The 23,580-nt window shown below is 41.3% G+C and carries 27 protein-coding genes and 7 tRNA genes; 18 read left to right on the top strand and 16 right to left on the bottom strand.

Annotated elements, in window-relative coordinates:
* Positions 1-126 precede the first annotated feature (126 nt).
* The 11 genes from Q0612_RS11440 to Q0612_RS11390 all read right to left on the bottom strand — a co-directional run bounded on the left by Q0612_RS11440 (position 127) and on the right by Q0612_RS11390 (position 7,900).
* Positions 127-215: transfer RNA gene (locus Q0612_RS11440), tRNA-Leu, on the bottom strand.
* A gap of 36 nt (positions 216-251) precedes the next feature.
* Positions 252-325, bottom strand: a tRNA-Cys gene (locus tag Q0612_RS11435).
* A gap of 8 nt (positions 326-333) precedes the next feature.
* Positions 334-408: transfer RNA gene (locus Q0612_RS11430), tRNA-Gly, on the bottom strand.
* Between the two features lie 4 nt (positions 409-412).
* Positions 413-488 (bottom strand) — tRNA-Phe (locus tag Q0612_RS11425).
* 5 nt (positions 489-493) lie between these two features.
* Positions 494-570, bottom strand: a tRNA-Asp gene (locus tag Q0612_RS11420).
* 53 nt (positions 571-623) lie between these two features.
* Complete coding sequence (locus tag Q0612_RS11415) at positions 624-1,316, bottom strand: hypothetical protein (protein ID WP_298884825.1); 693 nt, start codon at positions 1,314-1,316, stop codon at positions 624-626.
* Position 1,317: 1 nt separating this feature from the next.
* A complete protein-coding gene (locus tag Q0612_RS11410) occupies positions 1,318-2,208 on the bottom strand; it encodes an amidohydrolase family protein (RefSeq protein ID WP_298884824.1) in 891 nt (296 codons plus the stop codon).
* Between the two features lie 33 nt (positions 2,209-2,241).
* Positions 2,242-3,552 carry a uracil-xanthine permease family protein gene (locus Q0612_RS11405; protein ID WP_298884823.1) on the bottom strand — a complete coding sequence of 437 codons (1,311 nt, stop codon included), beginning with the start codon at positions 3,550-3,552 and terminating at the stop codon, positions 2,242-2,244.
* Positions 3,552-4,139: a xanthine phosphoribosyltransferase gene (locus Q0612_RS11400; protein ID WP_298884821.1), complete on the bottom strand. Its 588-nt coding sequence runs from the start codon at positions 4,137-4,139 to the stop codon at positions 3,552-3,554. The genes Q0612_RS11405 and Q0612_RS11400 overlap by 1 nt, the downstream gene beginning before the upstream one ends.
* Before the next feature lie 144 nt (positions 4,140-4,283).
* On the bottom strand, positions 4,284-6,737 hold the full coding sequence (locus tag Q0612_RS11395; protein ID WP_298884819.1) for an SMC family ATPase: 2,454 nt from the start codon (positions 6,735-6,737) through the stop codon (positions 4,284-4,286).
* Positions 6,734-7,900, bottom strand: coding sequence for an exonuclease SbcCD subunit D (locus Q0612_RS11390; protein ID WP_298884817.1), 1,167 nt, complete (start codon positions 7,898-7,900; stop codon positions 6,734-6,736). The genes Q0612_RS11395 and Q0612_RS11390 overlap by 4 nt, the downstream gene beginning before the upstream one ends.
* 231 nt (positions 7,901-8,131) lie before the next feature.
* Between Q0612_RS11390 and Q0612_RS11385 the strand changes: the two genes are divergently transcribed.
* Both Q0612_RS11385 and Q0612_RS11380 read left to right on the top strand, forming a co-directional pair.
* Positions 8,132-8,205, top strand: a tRNA-Gln gene (locus tag Q0612_RS11385).
* Positions 8,206-8,208: 3 nt separating this feature from the next.
* A tRNA-Glu gene (locus Q0612_RS11380) sits at positions 8,209-8,283 on the top strand.
* Here Q0612_RS11380 and Q0612_RS11965 read toward each other — a convergent pair.
* From Q0612_RS11965 to Q0612_RS11360, 5 genes are all read right to left on the bottom strand, one after another.
* On the bottom strand, positions 8,243-9,718 hold the full coding sequence (locus Q0612_RS11965; RefSeq protein WP_367181740.1) for a recombinase family protein: 1,476 nt from the start codon (positions 9,716-9,718) through the stop codon (positions 8,243-8,245). The genes Q0612_RS11380 and Q0612_RS11965 overlap by 41 nt on opposite strands.
* 150 nt (positions 9,719-9,868) lie before the next feature.
* Positions 9,869-10,138: a type II toxin-antitoxin system RelE/ParE family toxin gene (locus Q0612_RS11375; RefSeq protein WP_293392350.1), complete on the bottom strand. Its 270-nt coding sequence runs from the start codon at positions 10,136-10,138 to the stop codon at positions 9,869-9,871.
* A complete protein-coding gene (relB, locus tag Q0612_RS11370) occupies positions 10,135-10,356 on the bottom strand; it encodes a type II toxin-antitoxin system RelB family antitoxin (protein ID WP_293392347.1) in 222 nt (73 codons plus the stop codon). Before relB ends, Q0612_RS11375 begins: the two co-directional genes overlap by 4 nt.
* A 519-nt stretch (positions 10,357-10,875) precedes the next feature.
* Positions 10,876-11,802: an exodeoxyribonuclease VII large subunit gene (locus tag Q0612_RS11365; protein WP_298884814.1), complete on the bottom strand. Its 927-nt coding sequence runs from the start codon at positions 11,800-11,802 to the stop codon at positions 10,876-10,878.
* Positions 11,803-11,829: 27 nt separating this feature from the next.
* Positions 11,830-12,183, bottom strand: a complete 354-nt coding sequence (locus tag Q0612_RS11360) for a helix-turn-helix domain-containing protein (RefSeq protein ID WP_298884812.1) — start codon at positions 12,181-12,183, stop codon at positions 11,830-11,832.
* A gap of 118 nt (positions 12,184-12,301) precedes the next feature.
* On the opposite strand from Q0612_RS11360, the gene Q0612_RS11355 reads away from it, so the two are divergent.
* From Q0612_RS11355 to Q0612_RS11280, 16 genes are all read left to right on the top strand, one after another.
* Positions 12,302-12,490, top strand: a complete 189-nt coding sequence (locus Q0612_RS11355) for a helix-turn-helix transcriptional regulator (protein ID WP_298884810.1) — start codon at positions 12,302-12,304, stop codon at positions 12,488-12,490.
* A 49-nt stretch (positions 12,491-12,539) separates the two neighbouring features.
* Positions 12,540-12,824: a hypothetical protein gene (locus Q0612_RS11350; protein WP_298884807.1), complete on the top strand. Its 285-nt coding sequence runs from the start codon at positions 12,540-12,542 to the stop codon at positions 12,822-12,824.
* Complete coding sequence (locus Q0612_RS11345) at positions 12,817-13,245, top strand: single-stranded DNA-binding protein (RefSeq protein WP_298884805.1); 429 nt, start codon at positions 12,817-12,819, stop codon at positions 13,243-13,245. Before Q0612_RS11350 ends, Q0612_RS11345 begins: the two co-directional genes overlap by 8 nt.
* Before the next feature lie 11 nt (positions 13,246-13,256).
* Positions 13,257-14,345, top strand: a complete 1,089-nt coding sequence (locus Q0612_RS11340) for a phage replisome organizer N-terminal domain-containing protein (protein WP_298884803.1) — start codon at positions 13,257-13,259, stop codon at positions 14,343-14,345.
* A 149-nt stretch (positions 14,346-14,494) separates the two neighbouring features.
* Positions 14,495-14,662 carry a hypothetical protein gene (locus tag Q0612_RS11335; protein ID WP_298884801.1) on the top strand — a complete coding sequence of 56 codons (168 nt, stop codon included), beginning with the start codon at positions 14,495-14,497 and terminating at the stop codon, positions 14,660-14,662.
* Positions 14,663-14,688: 26 nt separating this feature from the next.
* On the top strand, positions 14,689-16,053 hold the full coding sequence (locus Q0612_RS11330; protein ID WP_298884799.1) for a zincin-like metallopeptidase domain-containing protein: 1,365 nt from the start codon (positions 14,689-14,691) through the stop codon (positions 16,051-16,053).
* Between the two features lie 84 nt (positions 16,054-16,137).
* On the top strand, positions 16,138-16,815 hold the full coding sequence (locus Q0612_RS11325) for a hypothetical protein (RefSeq protein ID WP_298884797.1): 678 nt from the start codon (positions 16,138-16,140) through the stop codon (positions 16,813-16,815).
* A gap of 42 nt (positions 16,816-16,857) precedes the next feature.
* Positions 16,858-16,980, top strand: a complete 123-nt coding sequence (locus Q0612_RS11320; RefSeq protein ID WP_298884795.1) for a hypothetical protein — start codon at positions 16,858-16,860, stop codon at positions 16,978-16,980.
* Positions 16,958-18,580 carry a zincin-like metallopeptidase domain-containing protein gene (locus Q0612_RS11315; protein WP_298884793.1) on the top strand — a complete coding sequence of 541 codons (1,623 nt, stop codon included), beginning with the start codon at positions 16,958-16,960 and terminating at the stop codon, positions 18,578-18,580. The genes Q0612_RS11320 and Q0612_RS11315 overlap by 23 nt, the downstream gene beginning before the upstream one ends.
* A gap of 512 nt (positions 18,581-19,092) precedes the next feature.
* A complete protein-coding gene (locus Q0612_RS11310; protein ID WP_298884790.1) occupies positions 19,093-19,785 on the top strand; it encodes a hypothetical protein in 693 nt (230 codons plus the stop codon).
* A 559-nt stretch (positions 19,786-20,344) separates the two neighbouring features.
* On the top strand, positions 20,345-20,566 hold the full coding sequence (locus Q0612_RS11305) for a hypothetical protein (protein WP_298884789.1): 222 nt from the start codon (positions 20,345-20,347) through the stop codon (positions 20,564-20,566).
* A gap of 12 nt (positions 20,567-20,578) precedes the next feature.
* On the top strand, positions 20,579-20,944 hold the full coding sequence (locus tag Q0612_RS11300; protein WP_298884785.1) for a hypothetical protein: 366 nt from the start codon (positions 20,579-20,581) through the stop codon (positions 20,942-20,944).
* A gap of 16 nt (positions 20,945-20,960) precedes the next feature.
* Complete coding sequence (locus Q0612_RS11295) at positions 20,961-22,211, top strand: ATP-dependent RecD-like DNA helicase (RefSeq protein ID WP_298884783.1); 1,251 nt, start codon at positions 20,961-20,963, stop codon at positions 22,209-22,211.
* A gap of 11 nt (positions 22,212-22,222) precedes the next feature.
* Positions 22,223-22,633 carry a hypothetical protein gene (locus Q0612_RS11290; RefSeq protein WP_298884780.1) on the top strand — a complete coding sequence of 137 codons (411 nt, stop codon included), beginning with the start codon at positions 22,223-22,225 and terminating at the stop codon, positions 22,631-22,633.
* Positions 22,630-23,301, top strand: a complete 672-nt coding sequence (locus Q0612_RS11285; RefSeq protein WP_298884777.1) for a ParA family protein — start codon at positions 22,630-22,632, stop codon at positions 23,299-23,301. Before Q0612_RS11290 ends, Q0612_RS11285 begins: the two co-directional genes overlap by 4 nt.
* An 18-nt stretch (positions 23,302-23,319) precedes the next feature.
* Positions 23,320-23,580: a toxin-antitoxin system HicB family antitoxin gene (locus Q0612_RS11280; protein ID WP_298884775.1), complete on the top strand. Its 261-nt coding sequence runs from the start codon at positions 23,320-23,322 to the stop codon at positions 23,578-23,580.

The following is a 23,580-nucleotide window of genomic DNA, read 5'->3' as shown; positions in this document are numbered from 1 at the left end:
CGTAGTGGACTTTCACCACCTAGTTATCGCCCATGCTGGGCGCACCACAAAAAAACTGATTGACTTCTACAAGTTCAATCAGCATTTTCTCTATTTGTGATTCCAATCAGATATTTTCTATCTAATTGGTGCCGCGGACCGGAATCGAACCGGTACGGGTATCACTACCCGAGGGATTTTAAGTCCCTTGCGTCTGCCAGTTCCGCCACCGCGGCAGACATAACTACTTAACACCTTTTAAGAAATAAAAATGGAGGCGACACCCAGAATCGAACTGGGGATAAAGGTTTTGCAGACCTCTGCCTTACCGCTTGGCTATGTCGCCTTAAAAGGTGGAGCGGAAAACGAGATTCGAACTCGCGACCCCCTCCTTGGCAAGGAGGTGCTCTACCACTGAGCTATTTCCGCAATATGGTGCCTCAGCACAGAATCGAACTGTGGACACAAGGATTTTCAGTCCTTTGCTCTACCAACTGAGCTACCGAGGCATGATTGGCGACCCGGATGGGACTCGAACCCACGACCTCCGCCGTGACAGGGCGGCATTCTAACCAACTGAACCACCGGGCCAATCAACTACGAATTATATTATACAGGGTTGGCCTCGTTTTGTCAACAGCTTTTTATACTTTTTTTAAACTTTCCAATGTGGCCATTAAATTTGCTTCCATATGCACCTGCAAAGCCTGCAGCTTATCCTCTGCCGGCACGTTGCCCAGCACGTCAAAAGCGTCTGTAGTCAAGGGCAGATGATTCTTACGCATTTCTGCAAAAAGCTCATCGCGGAAAATGTTATAAGAAAAGTATATCTGATTGCCATGCTTAAAATCAGTGTAATCTAAAAAGATATAAGAACCATTAATATAAGGCAAAGGATTATCCGGCGTAATATACAGCTCATAATCGCCTACCTGAGATGGCAGTGTGCGCCAGTAGTCCCACTTCTCAAAATGCAGTGCCTTCGCTTCGTATGGCAACGTATGCACAGTTTTCTTGTCCATGCTGGCCAAAATATCCGGCAAACTCTTGCGCATCATATCAGCAAAATGCTCGCGGTCACGACAAAAGAAACGCACATCGCGAAACGTATGCAGGCCAACAGTTTTTACCGGTACATAATCGAAGGTTTCCTTCGTATAGGTCAGATCAAGACGACAATGCGTTGCTTCATGCACGTAGGCCGCAATATTCAAAATCTGTCCGTCGATACCAGAACCCGGCACAAGGGTGTAATCTCCGATTGTTGCAGGCAGATTGCGTACAAAGTCCCAATCCTTAAGTCCTGCTTCTATTTCTTTAATATCAGCCTGTCCCATCTCAACCTCCGCACTTTTCCAGCAGTTTGCCGATTTTACTGTAAATCCTTACTGCATTGTTATAAAATACATCCTCGTGATAGCACTCGGGAACAACATGGCTGATCATCCAGATATACAAGGGAATATTTACAAGCGGCCAGTCACTGCCATACATGATTTTTTCATAATTGCCAAGATAATTTAGCCAGGTATGCAGCTGTCGCAAAAAACCACGCTGTCTTTCGAGCAGCATCAATGGTTTGGGATTGCCTTCTACGAGACCAGAAAGGTCGATGCAGACGTTAGCGTTTTTGCAGGCCACCTCTGCCGCATCAGCAAACCAGGGACAACCGCAATGCGCTATGACAAAGGTTACGTCAGGGAACGCCACTGCCGCTTCATCAACAGTCAGCGGATGTGAGTATTTCAAAAGACCGCTGGGCCAAGCAGTATCGCCTGTGTGAATTGCAACAGGCACATTATAGGCACGCGCCAGTTCAAACAGCGGCCAATGCCTTTTATCATTGACATAGACAGCATTATAACCGGGATAGAGCTTAATGCCCAGACAATGCGGGTCCTTAATAAAGCGTTCAAATTCTTGCGCTGTTTTTTCCGCATTTGCTTCGGTTATAGCCTCGCTGTTTACACCCATGCAGTAACCCATGTTCTGCGGCTGATTGTAATGCTCCTCGTCAAAAGGCGCTGCAAGGTCAATCATGCGCGGTGTGACACCGCCGTATTTCGAAGACGTATAATTAGTGTTGCCCATAGCTACGGAAAAAACGATATTGTTTTCTTCGCATATTTCCTGCCAGCAGGCCGATGTATTTTCATAACCTGCATTGGCTGCAACCTGCACAAAACCATCAACATTATAATAATGCATATGGGCATCAATAATCTTCATTTGTAACCCCTCTTTATTTTAAAACACGTATCGTTATTCTTCTTCCTCTTTAGGCAGAATAATATTTAACACCATAGCCACGATAAAAACTACGGCTACACAGTTTTCTGCAAAAACATTCTTAATCAAATCAGGGAAAATCTTAAAAATTGCCGGCGTCTGAGTAAAGCCGATACCGATGCTGAGTGCCAGAGAAGCAATCGTTACATTACGGGAATTGTAGCCGCAGTTAGCAATCATCTGCACGCCGCTTACTACGATAGAGCCGAACATCATCAAGGTACAACCGCCCAAAACTGCCTCCGGCAGAGATGCCAAAAGCACGCCCAGTGCCGGGAACAGACCTGCCATAATCATAATAACAGCGCCTGTCATGATTGCAAAACGATTTACAACCTTTGTCATAGCAATCAGGCCTACGTTCTGGCTGAAGGAGGTGATAGGCAGGCAACCGAAAACAGAAGACAAGCTGCTTACCAGACCATCGCAGACAATGGAGCCGGAAATTTCTTTTTCTTTAACATCACGGCGCAGACCGATAGCGGTCATGGCGGAGGTATCACCAATAGTTTCCGTAGCAGAAACCAGGAAAATCAAAAAGAAAGCAAAAATTGCATCAGGATGGAATTCCATAGTAAAGGGCAGCAGTTGAGGAATAGCAATCAGCTTAACCTCTGCCAGCTTGCTCATGTTTACCATGCCCATAAAATAAGCAACAACATAGCCGACAACTAAGCCAAACAGCACGGAAAGCTGTTTATAAAAGGATTTGGCGAAAATATTGTAGGCAATGCAGCTTACCAGCGTAATAGTACCTACAATAATATAAGGAGCATCACCAAAGTTGGGATTGCCGAAGCCACCGCCGAAGGAGTTAGCGCCTACTGCCAGCAAAGAGAAACCGATGGAGGTAACAACGGTAGCAGCAACAATCGGCGGAATCAGACGGCGCCAATATTTTGCTCCAAGTCCTAAAAAGCCTTCCAGCAAGCCGCCAACCAGTACCGCACCCATAACGCCGCCGTAACCGTACTTAGCACCGATAACACAGGCGATGGATACAAAGGTGAAGCTGATGCCCATAACGATAGGCAGACCGCTGCCGACACGCCAGACAGGATAAAGCTGTATCAGCGTACCGATGCCTGCTACCAGCATTGCCGACTGCACCAGCGCACCGCTCTGCTCTACCGGCATTTTTACCACACCGGCTACAATCAGAATCGGAGCGATATTCGCTACGAACATCGCCAGAATATGCTGCAGGCCGAAGGGAATCGCTTTGCTTACAGATATTTTTCCGTCTAAGTCGTATATCGGATCACTATATTGTTTTTCGCTCATTACGCTTCCTCATGTCTGAACACTACTGTGTTGGTTTTTGCATCCATCTTATCAATAATAGCTAAGGAATGCAGGTTGTAGCCGGCTTTGCGCAGCTTGTCGCCGCCGCCCTGGAAGCCTTTTTCTACAGCAACGCCAACGCCTTCAACAGTAGCGCCGGACTGACGTACAATATCGATAAGTCCTTCCAGTGCACAACCGTTAGCCAGAAAGTCATCAATAATCAGCACATGGTCTGTTTTGGACAGGAATCTTTTGGAAACAACGACGTCGTTTGTTTTGCTGTGAGTATAGGAATAAATCTGCGTGAAGTAAACGTCCTTATCCATATTGCTGCCGCTGGATTTCTTGGCAAATACTACAGGAACACCAAAATGCATTGCTGCTACGCAGGCAATACCGATACCGGAGGCTTCAATAGTCAGGATTTTAGTAATATTCCTGTCTGCAAACAAGCGCTTTAATTCTTTACCAAGCTCCGCAACAAACGGCACATCAATCTGATGATTTAAAAAGCTGTCAACCTTGAGGACGTTACCGCTTTTGATAACACCGTCATTAACAATTTTTTCTTCCAATAATTTCATCGTCAAGCCCTCCATACATTTTGTTTTTCAACTGCTGCTACGTACACGTCAGCAATCAATTTGCTTTTTAAGTATAAAGATTATTTTATCACACTGGTAATCTATGGTAAAGTGATTTTCTGCTTCCGCAGAGATATTTTTGCCTTAATCTACCACCAGTGCTACCTCACTGCCCGTCCCCTGCAGGCCGCGTTTTTTTCTGACGAGAATTTTCTTATCTATCATTTCCTGCAAATCATGCACGTGCGAAATAATACCTACAAGGCGATGGCCTTCACTGAGGCCCTGCAGCGTAGCAATAGCCTGCTGCAGACTGCTGTCATCCAGTGAGCCGAAGCCTTCGTCGACAAACATCGTATCCAGCTGAATGCCGCCGGCGCAGGACTGCACCTCATCCGCCAATCCCAGCGCCAACGCCAGCGATGCCATAAAGGATTCGCCACCGCTTAAGGTTTTGACGCTGCGCAGATTGCCGCTATAGTAATCCTTAACCTCCAAATCGAGGCCCGTTTTGCTGTTGCCAGTCTTGCTGTCCTCGTCCTGCATTTTGTCGCGGCACAGCTCGTACTGCCCGCGGCTCATGCGCAGCAGCCTGATATTGGCACGCTGCAGAATTTTATCGAAGTAGTGCATCTGCACATAGGTTTCCAGATTAACACGTTTTTTGCCGGTCAGCGTACCGTTCAGCGTTGCAGAAAGACTGTTGATGAAGCTATATTCCGCTTCACAGGCTGCCCTGCGCGCTTCGTAACCGCTGACCTCCTGCTTAATCTGACGATTCTTTTCAATCGCAGAATACAAACGCTTGCCCTGCAAATCCAGCTCACGCAGCTGCGCCAGCAGCTTTGCGTGCTCCTGCTGCAGCTCCTGCTCATTTACATCAACCAACAGCTCCTGCTGCTGAGCAAGCTGCTTGTTAAGCTCCTGCAGCTGGCCTTCGGCACCAGCAAGCTGCTGCCTCATGCTCTGCGCTGCAGCCTCCGCCTGCTTGTCAGCAGTCTTCTGCTGCTCCAGCGTTTTCGCCAGCTTATGGTATTGCTCCACCTTTTCCTGCAAAAAGCCCATCTTCAGGCGCAGGTCCGTAATCTTATTGTTAACATCCTTCAGCTCTGCCTGTACTTTTTCAGCAATCAGCTTCAAATCATCACAGCCAAGCAGCTCCATGCCCTTGCCTATCAGCAAGCCTTTATCCAGCTCCAGATGTTCCTTCAACGCTTTGCCTTCACCAACAAGTCCGTCTCTTACCTTCTGAGCGGCCTCAGCCTTAGCGCGTGCCTGCTCAACATCGTTTTCGGTAGGTGCGTCCTGCGCCAGCTGCACAGGCTGCGGATGCTCGCAGGAACCACAAACCGGGCAGGGCTTGCCAGGCTTCAGCTTATCATGCGCCAGAAGGCCCGCCTGTGCGCCCAAAAATCTGTCAAAGCAAACGTCGCTGAGCTTATTGAGATGCTCATATTCCTCGCTAGCACGCTTATACTCCTGGCGCTTCTGCAGCAGTGCAACCTCCTGCCTTTGGTAACGCTGCTGCATATCCTGCAGCTGTAGCAGCTCCCTTTGACGTGCAGCCAGCTGCTGCCTTTCTGTTTGCAGCTGTGCCAGCTCCACCTCGCCCTTTTGCGCTTCGTTGACCTCTGCCTCTAATTTTTGCAGTACCTCCTGCCTTTGCACACTTGCCGCTGCTTCCTGCTCTATCTGCTGCTGCATGCGGGCAATTCGTGCTTCCGCATTTTGGATTGCCTGCAGCAGTTGTTGTTTTTTAGCCAGTGCTCCCAAGCTGTCCTGCAACGCAGACACTTCCTTGGCTGCAGCAGTCTCCGCTGCTGCTACCTGCTGCTGCTCCTTTTCATCCAACGCAATAAGCGTATCAACCAAAGCCAGCACCTCGTCCACGCAGCCCTCATAGTGACGCAGGGCCAAACTCTGCAAATGCTCCGTATACGCAGGATAAGCACAGCAAATGCCGTTCAAAGCCTGCTCGCTTCGGCGCTGCTGCTCAAGAAATTCATTGCGCTTGGCCGCAGCGTCCTGCTTCAGCTTATCCTGCAGCTGCTGGAAGAAGTATGTATGAAACAAATCGCGGAAGATTTTACTGCGCTCATCCGTATTAGTATCCAAAAATTTGCGGAACTGCCCCTGCGCAATCATCGTTATCTGCGTAAACTGCTTATGATTCAGCCCCAACAGCTCCACAATGCTCTTATCTACATCTGACATTCTTGTCACCGGTACGCGTCCATCGGGATAGTAAAGCTCAGCGCCAGCCTTCTCCTTAGTCATACCGGTGCCGCGCTTCGCCGGGCGGCGATACTCCGGGTTACGTCTTACCTTGTAGCACTTGCCATGAAAGGAAAACTCCAGCTCCACAAACGTCGGCGTATCTGCATCAGCATACTGGCTTCGCAGCATATTGGCATCACGCACACCGCCGCTCGTCTGTCCGTACAAGGCATAGGAAACAGCGTCAAAAATCACGGTTTTACCGGCACCTGTATCGCCGGTAATCAAGTACAATCCCTGCTCGCCCAGCTTGGAAAAATCTATAACGGTTTGGCCTGCATACGGACCAAACGCACTCATAACCAGCTTCAGCGGTCTCATAAGCCTTCACCTCCAAAATCTGCAAGCAGATCAGTAAGATACTGCTTCTGCTCTTCACTCAGCTCCTGATTATTCTGCAGGCGATAAAAATCACCAATAAGCTCCAACGGCGTTTTCTCCTCAAGACTTGCCGCCAGCTTCAGCTCCGCATTCGCCTGGGTACGCTTATTATCGTAATCAAGCTGCAGCAAATTCTTATAAATAGTCTGCAGACGCTGCATAGCATTAGTCACATCATTTTCGTCCGTAAGCGTCAGATAATAAAAATCCTGCAGGCATTCATTTTCATCCATGGGAAACATAACATAATTGGGCTTGGCCATTAAATGTTCAAAGGTATCCTTCAAATAGCGTACCTCGCGCAGCGGCGTCAGCGGCAGCTGCGTAACCTTCGTGCTGCCCTTGGCAGCAAGCTCCACCATCGTCACAGACTTTTGCTGCTGCCACTCGCTAAAGGAATACTTCAGCGGCGTACCGCAATAACGAATCCGCTCATCACCACCGACGTTTTGCTGATTATGGATATGCCCCAGGGCCACGTAATCAAAATCAGCAAAAACCTCCGCACCGATATTATCCAGACCGCCCACATTAACAGCCTCACTGCCAGCAGTGACAGCACCAGTGACAAACTGGTGCGCAACAAGAACATTGCGCTCCGCCTGCAGCAATGGCAGCTGCGCCACAGCATACTTCACCGCATCATGATAGCTGCTAATCTCTGCAGCAGCCTCCTCCGGTGCCCAATGCTTCACCACAGCAGGCTTCAAAAACGGCAGCAGGAAAATATTCACCTTCCCAAATTCGTCCTCCAGCACAAGCTGCTGCGGCTGTCCGTTATAGCTGCCTGCAAAATGAACGCCGCTGCTGCTCATCAGCTGCGCACCGAACGCCAAGCGCTCTGCCGAATCATGGTTACCGCTGATAATGCACACCGGAACCTTGAGCGCCGCCAATTGATTCAGAAAGTCATCAAATAAAACGACAGCTTCAGCCGGCGGCACCGGCTTATCATAAATATCTCCGGCGAGCAGCACGCAATCAGGCTGCTCAGCACAAATTATCTGTACAATCTGTTGTAAAATATATTTTTGGTCCTCATAAAGAGAAAACTCGTTGAGTTTTTTTCCTAAATGCAGATCTGATAAATGTATAAGCTTCATGCTATCACCCCTAGTCACGAATATTTATTCACTGTTATATAATCATTGTATTATCTTGATTTTATCATGCTAAAGCATATGCGTCAATCTATAATTCAAACAAACGTTGCCTGTCTTCTGCCAACTTTTTCAAAAAAAATTATATTTTTTTCAAAAAAGTACTTGACCAATCCTTATCCTTCTGCTATAATTGTTATTGTTCTGATGAGCGTGCTCAAAAAGAACTGCTACTCCGGGATGGTGTAATGGTAGCACAAGTGACTCTGGATCATTCGGTCTGGGTTCGAGTCCTAGTCCCGGAGCCAAATGGCGCTATGGTCAAGCGGCTAAGACGTCGCCCTCTCAAGGCGAAATCAAGGGTTCGATTCCCTTTAGCGCTACCACGAATGGGAAAACGCTGAGATTCAACTGAATTTCAGCGTTTATTTTATTTACTGTGACCTTGACGTTTAAAGACGTAAAGAAATCCTTTAAGAAGGCATCAGAATAGCCTGCTTCCATCAACATAGAATCTATGAATACTTCCAGTACTTCTGGATTGATATTATTAGTATCACGCTGAACCATAGACGCTAATTCTGCTTCCATCATATCTAAGGTTCTCTTAGCATCCTTATAGGCATCTAAAATTAAATCATCCGAACCATCATACAAGGCAAGAAGCTTCTTCGCCTTGTTTTTTTGTGCATTAATTCTCTTGCGCAGTTCATTTTCACGCACTTTATCTTCATTGCTTTCAGCTTGGCACATGAATTCTGCAATGATAGATTTTTTATTTACTTTGATATAGTCAACAATCGTAAGATATGTAATAAATTCTATCTTATCCTTGCGAATCATCGGTATATCACAATCGCCATGTTTATAACGTTGTGTGCCACATACGTAATAGCTGTACTTATTACCTTTAGCACCAATTCTATGCCCCGTCATAGCAGCACCACACTGGCAGAAAATACGCCCACTAAGAGCATAAACCTCTTTGGCATTAGCTTTACCATTACGACGTGCCGCAAGAATATCTTGTACAGCTGCAAAATCTTTCGTATCTATAATTTTCGGTATAGCATCCTTGATTTCCATATAGTCATCAACCTTCTCTTTGCTATTATGTTTAGATGTTTTTCCCATTTCTAACATACCAATATACTTGCGGTTGCAAAGTATATCATGTATGCTACCTTTGCTATAGTATCCACCACGTTTAGTTTTATAACCATTAGCCTTGAGCCAGTCAACTATCTTTCCATATCCCTGTCCGTCTAATTTCATAGCAAAGATTTTTTTGACTGCAACAGCCTCATAATCATTAATTATATAAGTACCATCAGCAGCAATATCATAACCAAGAGGAGCTATGCCGCCATTATGCTTCTTCTGCAGTGTATTCTCTTTTTTGCCGCGCTTAATCTTTATAGACAGGTCTCTAGAAAAGAACGCTGCTACAGCCACTTTAACGCCCTCTGTAAGCTTTCCGTTCGGAGTTGATACATCTATACCCTCTGCGCTATATTCGTAGCGTATACCTAATTCCAGAAGCTTATTCACGCTTGCATAATAGTCCATTTCATTACGTGCTGTGCGGTCAATCTGGTAAAATACTATGACATCAAATATATCACGTGCTGCATCAGCAATCATCTGATTGAATTGCTCACGACCTGCTATAGTCGTGCCGCTCTTTGCTTCATCGTAATAGTAATGCACGATGTTATAACCCTTGCGCTTACAGTATTCTTCGCTGCAATGAAATTGTCCGGATATGGATTCATAGCGCTGATTATCTGATGAATAGCGTGCATATAATACAGCTCTCATGCCTCTCACCTCTTATTTATTAATTTATTTTGTGCACCTGAAACTTGAAAAACCCCGAGTGCCAGCTCGGGGTTTTCTTTTTTGCGTGGGAAGTATGTTCCACAGCTCTTTCTTTTGTCAAAAATATCTTACCACGAGCGTTCTGGATTGTCAAAATTCGTATATTTCTCTTCTGTGTCCAACTGACAATGCTAATATAATTAATTTACCATCATCTATGTGACAAAGAAGACGATAATCACCAATTCTATAGCGCCATTGCCCGCTTCTATTAGCAGTTAAACCTTTTCCATGACGACGTGGATTTTCTTCTCCAACTAAATTCTTTTCAATCCAGCCTTTTATCATGCGTTGTGTATATTTATCTAACTTCTTGAACTCTTTGTTAAACCTAGCGGTTGTTTCAATACTGTAACTCATAAGTCAAGCTCTTTCCAAAGAGCAGAGATTGGTTTGCTTTTTTTACCGCTATTAATATATTCGTTATACGCTTCATCAGCAACAGCAATATCGTATTCATCTTCAATGCGTTCAAAAAGTGCTCGTTTAAATGCATCTCCCAAAGAAACAGCATGTAATTTTGCATAGCTCTCAGCAAGAGTTCTTTCTTCCGGTGTCAATCTAATAGAAAATGTCATAATATCAGCTCCTTTCCTTGTAATACATTGTACTACAGCGGGGCGCTAATGTCAATGTCTAATTACCACGAGCAGCTAGCCTAAATTGAAAACCCCCAGAGCTGGCACTCTGGGGGTTTTCTTTTGCGTGTAGTTATGCTCACGCAGCCTATTCGTTTGGTTACCCTTATCGTACCACGAGAATTTTAAATTGTCAATTTTGCATTTATAATGTTATTTTGTTATAATAAAAACGCTGTGACTCTTTCCAGCAGGAAGGAGGTGTAGCTGATGCTAGAAACATGGTCTACTTTTTGGGTGTCTGTCGCAGCATCTGTAGCTGGTTACTACATTTGCAAATGGCTGGATAGACATTTTTAGTACACAGCCAGCCTAAATTAAAAACCCCCGAGCTGGCACTCGGGGGTTTTCTTTTGCGTGAAGCCAATGCTTCACATGGTCTACTTTGGTTATCCTTATCTTACCACGAGCGTTCTGGATTGTCAAATTTTATTATTAGCTGCTTTATGCAGCTCTTTTTTATTTCACAAAGAAAATATAGAGCAATAGTATTACTATAACAACAATAAGGTACTTATTATAGCTTGTACTTGCTATAGTTGTATCTATAGAAGTAGATGCAGATTGTTTTATGCTTTTGTAATAATGCTTATTAATATAATTGGCCAAGTCTGTTGGAGTTATAAAATAATTATGTGATCCATTCTTATTAAATGGAGCGTCGGATGCTCTATCAGCATTAGTAAAGTCTTTTGTATGTCCTACGCCAATCAGAACAGGCTTTTTGGAATTTGTAATAGATTGACATATTTTTTCATTATCAAAAATGTATCTTATTCCAATCGGATCACCGCCACCACGGACTATGCAAATAAGATTTGCGTGATTACTATCATTAGCTGCTTTTATTACTGCAGGAATTTCTTCTAAAGCCTTATCACCCTCCATGGGGACATTAACTTTTGTGATATCAATATTTTTATTGCGACTAAGTATACGCAAAAAGTCTTGAGCACCGGCACCACTAACATTAGATATTAATGTAATTTTAGGATTTTCTGGTAATGCTTTAGGTTTATTGTTAGGAGGACAGTAATAATTTGTTTTTTCTTCGTTATGGTAAATTGTTCTGGCCTTTATTTGCAAGATAAATTTATTGTTTTTATCTTTCTGTTTCCATAAATCAGGATATCCAGAAACCTTCACATAATCTTTTTCCTTTAATTTAACTCCGACATTCAGCAGCTTCTTCCAGTTATAAGAATCAATATAAATATTAACTGCAAAATCTTTGTCATAATTTAATCTAAAAGTAGCATAGCTATTATCATCAGATACCTTAAAATCAAATACTTTGCCTGATACAGTAATAGTTTCGTTGCCACCTTCTATTATAGGAGTTATATTATCTAATACCGTAACAGAATCAATATCTTTTTCATTCATCTTGATCACCTTTAAATTTAATAAGAACTAAGCTATTCCTTCTTTTTCAATATTCTTCTTGCGTAGTTTGGTTATTTTCATATCAATAATTGCTTCTAATTCTTCTTGGTCATCGTCATCTAATTGTCTAATTTTTTTTATCAGAGATTCTTCTGCAGGAGTTAAAGGCATATAACCATTCTTACTATTTCTCAGCCCCAAAAGATAATCTGTTGTCACATTAAACTTTTTAGCTAAAGCTACTAGCATCTCATTAGATGGTTCTCTTTGTCCCAACTCATAAAATGATACAGCTTTAGGCGTAACACCTAAATAAGTAGCTAATTCTGCTTGCGTAATATTATATTTTGTCCTTAGATTTTTTATTATTTCGCCTAACATAGATTTTCCTCCACCTGTACTGTTAGTACATATATTTTACCAAAAACAGTGTTGACATTCCACCACTTGTACTGTACAATAAGTACAGTACAAAATGTACGCAGAAAGGAGCTTTTATATGTCTAAATTAAAGACTTATAGACTTTCAAGAGGAATGAGCCAAGAACAATTAGCTGTAGAAGCTGGCATTACCGTTAGATATATTGCCTTTTTAGAAGCTGGCACAAAAAAGCCTTCTTTAACACTCGCGTATAAAATTTCTAAAATACTAAAAGCCTCTATTGAAGATATTTTTTTGCCGTCATGATGTACATATTGTACATCTGTAAGTTTTGTTTTGTCAGGAGTGCTTAATCATGCTTGCAAAATCCTATGACAACATTAAAGCCAAAATCACAGTAGACCGCAAAGACTGGCATGTAATAAGCCGCGAGGAAAGCGTAACTCACGTAGATAAGCCTTTTATACCAGGACTTAAGCATTACAGCACGGCTCTTGCTAGTATTATGCTACCTATCTATCGTGAAATTGGACAAGACAATTTAATAAAAGCACATCAAGAAGATCCCAAAAATGGCATCAGAAAGCTTGTACATGAGTACATGCTTAAACGAAAGGAACGTGAATTAAATCATGAATAAAATTATCTTACTCGGCCGCTTCACTCGTGATCCAGAGGTGAGATATACCTCTACCGGCAAAGTTGTGTGCCAAGGAACGATTGCTGTTGACCGGCCCTTTGTAAATCAGGACGGCCAGCATGAAGCTGATTTTATCCCTATTGTTATCTGGGGCAAACAGGCTGAGGTTTGTGGTAATAGCTTTGCTAAGGGACAGCGTATTTTAATTGAAGGTCGTCTGCAGATACGTAGCTATGATGCTAAAGATGGCTCGAAACGTTATGCGACTGAAGTTATTGTTAGCAATTTTAACTTTATTGAAAAGAAAGCTAGCAATACTGCTACAAATACGAATGCTTCTGCATCTACTGCTTCGCAAAATGATAGAGGTATGGAAGCGTTCGGAGCTGCCGTTCCCTTTGATGAGGAAATTCCGTTTTGAGGTAACAAAATATGCCTAAAAAATATTATTGGTTTAAAATGCGTGCGGATTTTTTCGACTCACGCGAAATCAAGCGTTTGCAAAAAATCCCAGGTGGTGATACATATATCGTTCTTTATATCAATTTATTATCTCGCTCTGTAAAAACGGAAGGATGTTTGCATTTCGATCATGTTGAAGCTACTTTTGCCGAAGAGCTCGCTTTAATTCTCGATAGTGACGCTAATGCTGTTAATTTTTTATTAAAATTTCTTCACCAGTATAATTTGCTAACAATCGATGGTGATAATTATTATTTTATCGAGGCAATAAGTCATATAGGAACTGAAAGTGATGCTGCTGAAAGAATGCGCCGCTCTAGGAAGAAGAAAAAAGAGAATTTGTTGTGTCTTGATGATAATGATTTTAACAAACTCCCTTATCCACAGTGTAACAATGTGACACATCAATGTAACGTTGTTACTGTGGATAATACATCGTCACATACATGTAACAGTGTTACAGTGCGTAACGATGTTACGCAAAATAGTAACCCAGTTACGCAAATACGTAACAATGTGACGAATTGTAACAATGTTCACGACCGTTACACAGAGATAGAGAAAGAGATAGAGATAGAACCATCCAGTAGTACTAAAGTAAATATAAACGTAAGCAAACCTGTAGATAATTTTGGTTTACCTGTTGCTCAGGGATTTGATGCTTTTATGCAGTGCTATCCTCGTTGCCAGGCTAAGCGTGATGTTGTTTATAAGGCATTTTGCGACCTTGTCAGCCAAGGCGTTGCTATCAGCGATCTGATTGCCGCTGCCAAGAATTATGCTGATGCAATGCATAAAGGCGACGTTGATATGCGATATATCAAAATGCCTGCTAATTTTCTCAGTCAACAGGAATGGCTTAAATTCAAGCCTAAGTTCCAGATAGATTGTCCTACCTGTCGCGGCAACGGTGTCATAAACTACCCTCCCTCAGATGCTTATCCTAATGGGCATGTGGATTTTTGTACCTGCGAGAAACGTTATAAGGCATTCACTGCCAATAATACTCTTACAGACATTATTGCACAGTTGCAAGATAATAATGCACAGCAAGGATAATTAAAAGTCCTCTCAGACGCACAGATTTTGCCCTAGAACGATTTTATATGCCGTTTGTGTATTCGTACTAGGGCAGAACTAAAAAATTGAAAATAACCCTATTTCTGACGCTGTGAGAGATAAATCACTACCAGGAGGTATAAGGACGTATGGATATTATTTTAACAGTCGATGGCCAGGAGATTATCAACACTGACAAAATTGTCATTAATCGTGATGGTAGTCTTATAGCTTATAAAGATAATAAAATTTTAAATCTTAATTTATATGACAAAGAAAACCAGGCAATCTGCATTGATGTCAAAGACATTAAATGAAAAACTGACGTTTACGGAGGCGCGTTATGTTTAATCGTGAAAACTATGATATCTCACCCGAAGATTCAGAGAAAAGTGCCCGAATCCGCAGGCATACAGCCGATTTGGCGATAATTGATTTTGAAGCTGGCACACCTTTCTTTTGGGACAACGAAGGTATTGCATTTAAACGCATGGTCAGCATAAAGACCGGCTACTACTATCAGCACAACACTATTCCCATGATCTACGCAGCCCGCGAGCATGGCTATACAGATTGTCGCTGGGGAGGAATCCTGGCACTCAAAGGAGCTCACCTGTATAAGCAGGACGAAGGTGTAGAGCTTGAAGTATGGGCCAATGAGGTTTCCGTCAAGAAAACTGATGATAACGGCAATCCTGTCTATGACAAAAACGGTCATCCCATAGAAGAGATGGTCAAATTAAGCCGCCCGCAAATTAAAATAGAGCGCCTTTACAACGGTTCTGCCATTTCAGGACTTGGTGAAGAGCCGGAAATGCCCTATAACTGGATGGAAAAAAACGAAACAAGAAAACGTTTATTAGAAAACTGCAAGGCAAAGATTGTTTTCGACCAGACAGAAAACAACTTCTATGTCAAAGATACTGATACTATCCATATGGTTCCGGAAGCCAACTGGAAGAATAAAGATGAATTTCTTGCAGAGCTTTATCATTGCATTGCCCATAGCACCCTGATTGACAGCCGTGCCGGTAAAAACCCCTTCTTCCTTGACCTGAAGAAGCGCTGTGGTCAAACAAATTATGCAGTTGAGGAGCTTGTCGTGGAAATGGCAACCTACCGTTTCCGCACAAGATACGGTCTTAAAATAAGCGATTCACACAAGAAAACCCACAGCGAGTACCTGACACGCTGGGCAGATGAAATCAACCGCAACCCCAATATGCTTAACTACACTTATAGTGACTCATATGCTATTTTGAATTACGTCAATGACAACATTGTACAGTTCACTAAGGAAGAACAGCGGGCATTACGTTATAAATTCAGCTATTGGAAAAAGAAAAAGAACCAGAAAGCAGCTGTCAAGGAACACCAGGAAAGAGAGGCAACTAATTCTTCTGTCTCCAAAGACAAAGAAATATCCAATACTGCTACAGAAACAGAAAGCAAAGAAGTCAAAGAATCTAATGCCTCAAAGACAAAAGAAAAGATACATACTACGGCAAAACCTACAAAGCCGGAAGATCATGGAACTATAACTCGCACCTGTATTGTATATCATCCGGACTATGGTAAAGGTATAACCGGGGAATATATCTCTGAGAACGGTAAATCAAAGCTCTTTATAATCTTCGGTGAAGGCGGTCCTGGTACGGGAAGCGGTCTGTACAGCCTTGCTCAATTAAAGGCAGCTCACAGCAAATAGTACTTTGGCAAAGAAGCTGTCGCTAAAGCCGAAGTTTACTATGAAGCACAGAAAAAAGCTAAAGCAGCTTTAAAAGAGAAAATCATGAAAAAACAAGCTAAAAAAGCAAAGGCTCCTGCTACCCAGTCAGCAGACAACACTGTAAAAATAAAGCTTGGGCAGGTCATTTACAGCAACTTTACAGGTAAAGGTGTTGTTACGGATATTTATAAAGACGAAAATGATATAAATCGCGTCAAGGTCAAGTACAGCTTTATGACCATGTCTTATATGATGTCTGAACTGACTGATTCAGAGCATTTTACTATAACTGATGAGATTAAAAATGTAGTACCGGTTAAACCTGCAGCACAAGAGCCTATTGGATCTTCTAAACCTGTCAGCGAAGACAAACAAGAAACCGAAACAATAAAGCAGACACCTGATCAGCAGGAAACCAAAGTACATGAACAGGTTGCTACTTCACAGGAAAGAGAACCACGTAAAGATTACCACCGTAAGCTGAACAGCCAGGAAGCTGCTATTGCTGATACTGTTGTGCGTTATGTGCGTAATATGCCTTCAGAAAAGCAGAACGAATATGGCAGTAGCATCCAGTCAACCAGCGAAGAATTTGCTAAAGCCAACAATATCCCTACTCCACCACCTATTCAGACTGCAGCAGTAAAAGCTCGGAGAAAGTCACATCTGGTGAATATCAGCAGCACTGCAGAGCAAAGCAACGAAACTGAACTTACAAGAGTAAGGGAAGTAAAAAGATAACTATTTATGTTTTCACTTCAAGGAAAAGGAGACAGACACATCATGAGTATCAGTAAAGCAGAACGAGAAGCATGGATTTATGAACATGCAGCATTTGAGGAAGATGCTTTAAACGAAGAAGAAGCAAAGGAGGCATCCGTTGATGGCGACCACGAAGAAGAGTAACCTTGAAAAACAGGCTGATTACCATAAACAAGTTGCTCAGGAAATCATTGATATGCTTGAGAAAGGTACTGCCCCTTGGCAAAAACCCTGGACTGCAACTATGTCTATGATTCCCCATAACGGTTCCTCCAAGAGACGTTATCACGGTATGAATGCACTGCGGCTGATGTATATCAGTCTTGAAAAAAAATATAATGATAACCGCTGGATGACCTTCAAACAGATACAGGAACTGGGCGGTAAGGTCCGCAAAGGCGAAAAAGGCACTCTTGTCACCTATTGGAAGTTTACCAAGAAAGAAAAAGACGAAGATGGCAATGAAGTTGAAAAAGAGCTTGACCATCCAGTTCCTTTCCGCAGCATTGTTTTCAACGCTGCTCAATGTGACGGCTTGCCGGAACAAGAACTTAAACTGCCAGAACAAAAGTGGACTGCTGTAGAACGGGCAGAAAATATTATAAACGCTGCCGGCGTACCTATCTATCATGACCAAGCGGACAGAAATTTCTATAGTCCTATGCTGGATGAAATCCATTTAACACCCAAAGGCAGCTTTGCAGACAATGAAGCCTATTACAGTACCGCACTACATGAGCTTGGTCATTCTACAGGCCATGAAAGCAGGCTGAACCGTGATATCAAGAATACCTTTGGCAATGAAGATTATGCCAAAGAAGAACTCCGTGCAGAAATTGCCAGCTATATGTTGTGTGCCGAACTGGGTATAGCAAACGCTGCGGCCAATGAGCAACATGCAGCCTATGTCGGCAGCTGGATAAAAGCGTTAAAAAAAGATCCTGCTGAAATCTTCCGTGCAGCAAAAGATGCTGACGCTATATGTGAATACCTCTACGAACGGGAACGAGAATTCCTTAAGGTAAAGCAAGCAGAAGCTTCTTCTGAAAAAGATGCTGTTATCCTTGATATCGACGGCGATAAAGTATCTGCAGATAAATTCAATGCTGTCAGCAAAGATGAGCCTATGGTTTACATCAAATGGTCTGAATGCAGCCATCCCAAACTTGCTTCCGGCTCAATTATGACGCTCCATGAAGCTGATAAACTGCTTCAGCAGCTTGACGAGAAAATCCGTAGCGAACGCGAAAATCCTGCTTACGGCCGTTACTATAAAACCAAACTGTTTATCATGGCACGTGATGAGAACAACACTCTTCTTTTTGTAGGCACCAATGGTGAAGACAGATATGATTTAGGCGACCGTGAAGGCGGGCTTATATCCCCAAAACATCTGTCAGGTCAGTATTTCAAGATGCACGAAGGATTGAGCCGCCTGCAGGAATGTATTGAGAATATACCTAAAGGTATTGTTCCCAATGTTGAAACTGCTTTAGATAAGCTCCCAGAAGCTATCAGCAGAGCACGCGCTGAACTTAACTCTCCCCAAGGTTTAAATGAATTTTTGGGACAAAGCGCAGATACATTATTAGCTATAACCCAATCCGACAATTTTTCCAAAGCCCTTCCTGGTCTTATCAAAGCAATGTCTGCAAAATCCGTAAACGCCAGTAATAAGCCAAAGAAAAAATTGATTTTGAACGCTATCACTCCACCAATTAATTCTAATCAAATGAGCAGATAAGCTATGTTTCCTCCCCTTTTTTATATAAAGCGTTGCCTTTCGCAACGCTTTATATAAACATATAAGTCTATATATAACATATATGGATTTATATGTTTATATAAGTTGTATGTAATCATATTTCTACACAGATTGCATAAGCTTATACGTTCTATACCAACCTACAGAACTTATAGTCTTATATGTTTCATATAAATATATAGGACATATAAACCTATAGGTTGTATATGAATATATGGAATCCATAATCCTATATATTTTAAACAAGCATACAAGACATATAGATTTATATTTTTAAAAACTGTAGCTTAAAACAGTGCCTGCGGCACAAAATAATCTGTTTTATCGTTGCTTTTCGTCCACGTATTGTAATTGCTCATACGCCAACCAACAAGGCAACCTGCAAGCAGGTACTACGCATCCTTGTCGGTTGACTACTCGCAATTTCCTAATACGTGCGAAAAGCAACAAAAAATGTTCGCAGTATAGTATTGGGAAAGAAGGGTAATTTTATGAGAAATTTAAGAAATTTAGACTCACTTAATTTTGAATATTATTCTAGTTATGTTATTGTCGGAGAAGATTTACAAAAATTACGTTTAGCTAAAAAAATGATGATGGAATATGATATAACAGCTATAACTAATATTATTATGCTTGAACCTATGATTATTAGTGATATAGATAATCATATAGAGATATACGAGAGGTTTTACGAAAATATCACTAATCGAGAAAAAAAAGATGAAATTGAATACGGAATTAATTATACTAACAAAATTGTAGTTAGAAGAATGATTGCAAATAATAAAAGCAATGCGGAAATATTAAAATACGTTAATGTTGAACAAAGATACATTGAACAAATAAGATTGCAAGAATTTTATTATATTGATTATGATTATCCACATGATTTGATTATAACAGGAAAAGGTAGATGGGAAACCATAGAAGAAGAAAAAGACTACAATCATGCTAATTATTTTGATGGCATAAGAGCAATTGGAAATATTGCTCATTTGAAATATATAAGCAGAGACGGTATTGAAAGAATAATCTCTAAAAGTCCTTATTTTTATGATACACGCGTTTATTTTACTAAATATATTATAACGGAAGAGCTTTACAATGAATTGATTCACAATGAAGAAACTGCTAAAGCTTCTTACGAGAAGCAAAATTTAATTAAACAAATCAAAAATTAAAAAAATATTATCAGTGAATATAAAAAACATCCCTTGTATTATGCTAAAGATGTACCTAAATTAAAAAAGCAATATAATGATATTTTTAATGAAGGTGGAGAAGGATATATTCCGACTTACTATACATATGAACAACTGGCCTTTTTTGAAAAAAAATTACTAGAGTTAATAGCAAGTACAAAAGAGCGTTCTTGATCATAATTAAGGCGTTGCGATACGTAACGCCTTATATAAACCTATACATAAATATATAGTCCTATATATCTATATAAAACATATAAAATGTATAAAGCATATAAGGAGATATGTTTTATATGAATTATATACAATTATGATGTTTTGGTGAGCAGCAGCTTAAAACAGTGCCTGCGGCACAAAATAATCTGTTTTATCGTTGCTTTTCGTCCACGTATTGTAATTGCTCATACGCCAACCAACAAGGCAACCTGCAAGCAGGTACTACGCATCCTTGTCGGTTGACTACTCGCAATTTCCTAATACGTGCGAAAAGCAACAAAAAATATTCGCAGTATAGTATTTTTGAAAGAAGGGCGATTTTATGAAAACATTTATGTTCCAAATCAATTATCATCATTGGCATACAGGGAGAATCGTAGAAGTCAAACTTGGGATTGTTAAAGCTGCTAATTCAGCTGAAGCAGAAAAGAAAGTTTGGGATATCTACGGTACTGATAATGCTTCAATGCCTAATTCTATTATTGACATCACTGATAAAGAAACTGTATCATTCAGTATTTATGCACATAATTTTTCAAATTAAGGAGTCAGAGTTATGGCAAATTTTGATTATGTTTTTTGGAATCTACATCCAAACATTTTAGCACACGGCGAGCAATGCTTTGAAGATTTAGCTGAGCATTTTGGGATTGATGTTTATTCACAAGAGCTTTCAGATATAGAAGATAGGGCTAAAAATGACGTTCTCGCAGCCTTAAGTAATGCATATTTGCATGGTGAGAATCCGTTTATAGATTCAAAAGCTTTTCTACTTGAGAATTTAATAAATGCTTGCAAATTAAATTGCTTAATTAGTCATATTTGTGAATCGCAAGGATTGAACTATGAAGACTTCGAGCACAACGCATATGAGGACGGTGCATTATTGAACGTTACCTACAAACATAAAAAGATATCATAAAACTAAGGAGAAAATTATGTTTACACTAAACAAAGAACAAACAAAAGCCTTTGAGATTATGGCAAGCGGCAAAAATGTCTTTCTTACCGGCAATGCCGGTACAGGGAAAAGCTTTTTGATAAAAACTTTTATAGGATTCTGCCAAAGCCGCGGAAAGAATATCATGGTCACAGCCCCGACAGGTGTAGCTGCTCTTAATATCAATGGCAGCACTATCCATCGTGCCTTTAAAGTACCTTTAGATCCTATCGGTCCTATGACACGAATCTCTAAAATAACTGAAGCTGTAAAAAAGGCTGATATTATCATTATTGATGAGATTTCTATGGTACGTTTTGACGTATTCAGCTATATCATCAGAGCCATTAACAAAGCCTGCCAAATAATCAAAAAAGCAAAGCAGCTTATCGTAGTAGGTGACTTCTTTCAGTTGCCGCCCGTATTAACAGACTACCAGCGCAATGTTCTGCAAAAACTTTGGCAGCAAGACATTCATGAAGGTTTTGCTTTTGAAGCATCTGAATGGTCTGATATGCATTTTCAGAATATCGTTTTAACACATGTTGTACGACATAACGAGCCTCAATTCATAGAAAGCCTGAACCATATCAGACGCGGAAACACTGCAGCTCTAGCTGGTTTATGTAAACTATGTACTGCCAACCCATTAAATGATGCTATTTATATCTGCAGCACTAATAGAGAAGCTGCTGAATTCAACCATAATAGTATGGACAAACTTGATACTGAAGAGCATTATTTCACAGCAGATGTTATAGGCAAAGTATCTGCAAACGATAAAGCTGCAGATGATGAGATTTGCCTCAAAGTCGGTGCCAGGGTAATGACCTTAGTAAACAATCCAGAAGGTTATTATAAAAACGGTTCCATGGGCTATGTCACTGATTTTGTGGATGAAGGAGTAGTCGTACAAATTGATGACGGCATCAAGATTATAGTGCAGCCTTATACATGGGAAATCGTAGAATATGACGTAAATAACGGAAAGCTTATAAAGAATGTTATTGGCAGCTATACACAGATACCGCTGAAGCTTGCCTACGCTATAACTGTGCACAAAAGCCAGGGACAGACCTTCAGCAAGGTCAACCTTAATCCTTATTGCTTTTGCGAAGGACAGTTATATGTGGCTCTTTCCCGTGCCAGCAACAGTAAAGGTCTTTATATAAAAAAGCGATACATTAATGACAAATGGCTTATGACTTCCAGTAAAGTCATTGCTTTCTATAATTCAATAGAATGTTAAGGAACAAGGTTATGAGCATTAAAAACAATTCATTTCAATACTACAATCCACATCCTTCCGGCCGTAAGACAGATGATTGCGTTATCAGGGCTTTAACTATTGCCGTAGGAAAAACGTGGAAAGAAGTTTATAAAGAGTTATTGGAAACAGGCTGGATTCTAAGCGATATGCCCAACAGTCAGCTTGTTTATGAGCACTTTTTAAAAGAGCATGGTTTTGAACGCCATACTGTTAAAGTAGTTAAAGGCGAAAAACGACCAACGGTAAGGGATATGACAAATGAAGATGCAATCATAATCTGTCGTGTTGCTCATCATCTGGTAACCATAAAAGATCATATTATATATGATACCTGGGACTCCGGTAACAAGAGTGTTTACTCTTATTATATTAAATCAGAAATTAAAGGAGGCAAATCATGAAAGTAATCAGTGTTGTAAACTCCAAAGGTGGTACAGGAAAAACCACTATCTCTGTCAATGTTGCCACAAGATTGGCTATGCTTGGAAACAAAGTTTTGCTTGTCGACATGGACGAGAAGCAGAACTCTTCTTTGAAAGTAGTTGAAATCCGCAATGGCAATGCAGAATTATCCCCTATCAGTGCTGTTACCATGAAAGCAAAATCTCTGTACAAAGACATCCAGAACTATTCCAACTTCGACTTCATAGTTGTTGATGCAGGTGCCGGTGATAACGAACTCACCAGGGCAACTGTAGCCTGCGCAACTTTCGGTATGCTGCTCATCCCACTTAAGGCCAGCGGTCTCGACTACTGGGTAACAGATGATGTTCTCAATACCCTGGAGGAATGGCGTAGCTATTTCACGATAGATAACACATACCTGCTCTTAAATGAGTATGATCCTAAGCAGAATATGGCTAAAGGCATCAAAGAAGCTATTGATGAGGCCTGCGGGAAGTATCAGGTCAAAGTCATGGAAACTAAAATTCTTAACCGTGTAGCCTATAAAGAATCCTTGCTCAATGGTATGAATGTTATTGAATACGCTGAAGTAAAACGCCATACAGAAAAAGCTGCCGCTGAGCTTGAAGCTTTGGTCGCCGAAATTCTGGAAATTCTTAAATAACAAGCGAGGCGACTATCTATGAAAATACCACAAAACCCTCAAATCCCATCTGCAGATGTCATGGAAAAATTTCTTAACGGTGAAAAGCCACCTGATAAGCCATCTAAAAAGGTTCATCATGCTGCAGATAAAAAAGCTGTAAAGATGTATAATGTGCCATTCCCACCAGAAGTGCATAAGCAAGCTAAAATCAATGCACTGAACGAAGGTATCAGCCTAGCTGAATATCTTATTCGTGCTGTCACAGAAGCTAATGAGCGCTATAAGAAAGGAGATTAA

Source organism: uncultured Phascolarctobacterium sp. (genome assembly GCF_937920985.1).
GTDB lineage: Bacteria > Bacillota > Negativicutes > Acidaminococcales > Acidaminococcaceae > Phascolarctobacterium_A.
The sequence above is the reverse complement of the archived record's forward strand: the minus strand, read 5'-3'. Positions and strand labels throughout refer to the sequence as shown.

Coding starts and splice junctions, on each gene's coding strand:
- Q0612_RS11415 (WP_298884825.1), bottom strand. CDS start 1,316: ATGGGACAGGCTGATATTAAAGAAATAGAAGCAGGACTTAAGGATTGG.
- Q0612_RS11410 (WP_298884824.1), bottom strand. CDS start 2,208: ATGAAGATTATTGATGCCCATATGCATTATTATAATGTTGATGGTTTT.
- Q0612_RS11405 (WP_298884823.1), bottom strand. CDS start 3,552: ATGAGCGAAAAACAATATAGTGATCCGATATACGACTTAGACGGAAAA.
- Q0612_RS11400 (WP_298884821.1), bottom strand. CDS start 4,139: ATGAAATTATTGGAAGAAAAAATTGTTAATGACGGTGTTATCAAAAGC.
- Q0612_RS11395 (WP_298884819.1), bottom strand. CDS start 6,737: ATGAGACCGCTGAAGCTGGTTATGAGTGCGTTTGGTCCGTATGCAGGC.
- Q0612_RS11390 (WP_298884817.1), bottom strand. CDS start 7,900: ATGAAGCTTATACATTTATCAGATCTGCATTTAGGAAAAAAACTCAAC.
- Q0612_RS11965 (WP_367181740.1), bottom strand. CDS start 9,718: ATGAGAGCTGTATTATATGCACGCTATTCATCAGATAATCAGCGCTAT.
- Q0612_RS11375 (WP_293392350.1), bottom strand. CDS start 10,138: ATGAGTTACAGTATTGAAACAACCGCTAGGTTTAACAAAGAGTTCAAG.
- relB (WP_293392347.1), bottom strand. CDS start 10,356: ATGACATTTTCTATTAGATTGACACCGGAAGAAAGAACTCTTGCTGAG.
- Q0612_RS11365 (WP_298884814.1), bottom strand. CDS start 11,802: ATGAATGAAAAAGATATTGATTCTGTTACGGTATTAGATAATATAACT.
- Q0612_RS11360 (WP_298884812.1), bottom strand. CDS start 12,183: ATGTTAGGCGAAATAATAAAAAATCTAAGGACAAAATATAATATTACG.
- Q0612_RS11355 (WP_298884810.1), top strand. CDS start 12,302: ATGTCTAAATTAAAGACTTATAGACTTTCAAGAGGAATGAGCCAAGAA.
- Q0612_RS11350 (WP_298884807.1), top strand. CDS start 12,540: ATGCTTGCAAAATCCTATGACAACATTAAAGCCAAAATCACAGTAGAC.
- Q0612_RS11345 (WP_298884805.1), top strand. CDS start 12,817: ATGAATAAAATTATCTTACTCGGCCGCTTCACTCGTGATCCAGAGGTG.
- Q0612_RS11340 (WP_298884803.1), top strand. CDS start 13,257: ATGCCTAAAAAATATTATTGGTTTAAAATGCGTGCGGATTTTTTCGAC.
- Q0612_RS11335 (WP_298884801.1), top strand. CDS start 14,495: ATGGATATTATTTTAACAGTCGATGGCCAGGAGATTATCAACACTGAC.
- Q0612_RS11330 (WP_298884799.1), top strand. CDS start 14,689: ATGTTTAATCGTGAAAACTATGATATCTCACCCGAAGATTCAGAGAAA.
- Q0612_RS11325 (WP_298884797.1), top strand. CDS start 16,138: ATGAAAAAACAAGCTAAAAAAGCAAAGGCTCCTGCTACCCAGTCAGCA.
- Q0612_RS11320 (WP_298884795.1), top strand. CDS start 16,858: ATGAGTATCAGTAAAGCAGAACGAGAAGCATGGATTTATGAACATGCA.
- Q0612_RS11315 (WP_298884793.1), top strand. CDS start 16,958: ATGGCGACCACGAAGAAGAGTAACCTTGAAAAACAGGCTGATTACCAT.
- Q0612_RS11310 (WP_298884790.1), top strand. CDS start 19,093: ATGAGAAATTTAAGAAATTTAGACTCACTTAATTTTGAATATTATTCT.
- Q0612_RS11305 (WP_298884789.1), top strand. CDS start 20,345: ATGAAAACATTTATGTTCCAAATCAATTATCATCATTGGCATACAGGG.
- Q0612_RS11300 (WP_298884785.1), top strand. CDS start 20,579: ATGGCAAATTTTGATTATGTTTTTTGGAATCTACATCCAAACATTTTA.
- Q0612_RS11295 (WP_298884783.1), top strand. CDS start 20,961: ATGTTTACACTAAACAAAGAACAAACAAAAGCCTTTGAGATTATGGCA.
- Q0612_RS11290 (WP_298884780.1), top strand. CDS start 22,223: ATGAGCATTAAAAACAATTCATTTCAATACTACAATCCACATCCTTCC.
- Q0612_RS11285 (WP_298884777.1), top strand. CDS start 22,630: ATGAAAGTAATCAGTGTTGTAAACTCCAAAGGTGGTACAGGAAAAACC.
- Q0612_RS11280 (WP_298884775.1), top strand. CDS start 23,320: ATGAAAATACCACAAAACCCTCAAATCCCATCTGCAGATGTCATGGAA.